The sequence below is a fragment of the Trebonia sp. genome, from assembly GCF_049794275.1.
In the GTDB taxonomy this organism is placed as follows: Bacteria; Actinomycetota; Actinomycetes; order Streptosporangiales; family Streptosporangiaceae; genus Trebonia.
Map to the genome: position 1 here is coordinate 1 of NZ_JBARCR010000922.1, position 1,648 is coordinate 1,648.

Sequence of the window (1,648 nt, forward strand, 5' to 3'; positions counted from 1 at the left end):
GCGCCAGCGAGTCCGCCCCCCCAGAACAGGCGGCAAGCACCAGGTCGCCGGGGGCAAGGTCGGTGACGCACGCGCGAACCGCGTTGCGGACCGAAGCGACGGCCGGCGCCGGACCCACGTCAGCCGACCCGGGCGAGCCAGTCGGCAGGGTGCGAGATCTCGGCGCGGGTGGGCAGCGTCTCCGGCGACGTCCAGACCCGGTTGAACCCGGTCATCCCCACTTCTTCCACCACGGTGCGGACGAACCGCGCGCCTTCCGCGTACTGCTTCATCTTGAGGTCGATGCCGAGGATGCGGCGCAGGATCTGCTCCATCCGGCCCGCCGAGCCGCGCCGTGAGTTGAACTTTTCCCTGATGTCGGCCACTGAGGGCACGACCTGCGGGCCGACGGCGTCCATGACGTAGTCGCCGTGGCCCTCCACCAGGGTCATCACCGCGGTCAGCTTGTCGAGCAGCTCGCGCTGCGCCGGGGTCTGCATGGCCTCCACCAGCGACTCGCCGTCGCCGCCGCGCACCGCCCCGGCCACCGCGCCCGCCGCGGCCCGCAGCCGCTCGACGATCGCGCCCGGGTCGAGGTCAGAGGCCAGCAGGAACTCGGACATCATGTTCTGCACATAGTCGCGCAGCCACGGCACAGAGGTGAACTGCACCCGGTGGGTCTCCTCGTGCAGGCACACCCAGCGCCGGAAGTCGTGCGGTTCGACGCCGAGCTCACGCTCGACCATGACGATGTTCGGGGCGACGAGGGTGAGCCGGCCGACACCAGGCGCGCCCGTGCCCGCGCCGTTCGACGAAGAGCCGTTCCCGCCCGCTACGCCGCCTTCGCCAGGCGGCAGGAACAGCTCATACTGGCCGAGCACCCGCGAGGACAGGTACGCCAGGATCAGCCCGGCCTGCACGCCGGTGACCCGCGAGCCGACCACGCCGACGACGGATCCCGCCGCCGGCACCACGTTGCTCCGCTCGGAGAGCTTTTCCGCCAGCGGCTCGAGGACGACGCGGAACCCGCCCACGTTCGCCCTGATCCATCCGGGCCGGTCCACCACCGCGACCGGGCCCACCGAGCCCTGGCTGGTCAGCCCGGTCACGTCACGGACTGGCTGCTGCACCACGGCGGTCAGGCCGCGCAGTTCGGCCACCACGGCGCGGGCGTCTGCGAGGCTGACCTGCGGCCCCTGCCTGGCGAACCGGACGCCGGTCGAGATCGCCAGGTCCCAGTCGATCATCTGTGCGCTACTCACCCTCCTACCGTACGTGCTGGCCGGGCATGGTGGCAGACCAGACCACGACTAGCGAGGCGATTGTGGCGGCGCACCGAGGTCACCCGAGGTCACCGAAGCGAGCCTGAGCTCGCCCGAGTCACCGGCAGCCACAGGCCGCCAGCCCGGCCGCGGCGCTGTCGATCGCCCCTGCCGCGGTCGTCAGCAGGCCGGCGTCCGGCACCTGCGGCGCCATGATCGCGAAGATCAGCAGCGCGCCGCTGTGGTCGTAGACCAGCCCGGCGAGCGTGGCGACGGAGTCCAGGTTGCCGGTCTTGGCCCGCACCACGCCGCGCGCCGCGCCGTCGATCCCGCCGAACACGCTTCCGCCGGCAGACAGCGTTCCGCTGAACCCGGCGACCGGCAGGCCGGTGATCGCGCCCCGCAGC

At 72.3% G+C, this 1,648-nt stretch carries 2 protein-coding genes and 1 pseudogene; all 3 read right to left on the reverse strand.

The genetic code is table 11. From position 1 onward, the window contains the following. Positions 1 to 118, reverse strand: a pseudogene (locus tag WA805_RS23745) (tRNA lysidine(34) synthetase TilS); the annotation flags it as partial. Position 119: 1 nt separating this feature from the next. Continuing rightward, on the reverse strand, positions 120 to 1,226 hold the full coding sequence (locus WA805_RS23750; protein ID WP_422338324.1) for a zinc-dependent metalloprotease: 1,107 nt from the start codon (positions 1,224 to 1,226) through the stop codon (positions 120 to 122). 133 nt (positions 1,227 to 1,359) lie between these two features. Then, the coding region (locus WA805_RS23755; protein WP_425243439.1) for a D-alanyl-D-alanine carboxypeptidase at positions 1,360 to 1,648 on the reverse strand (289 nt) is incomplete at its 5' end.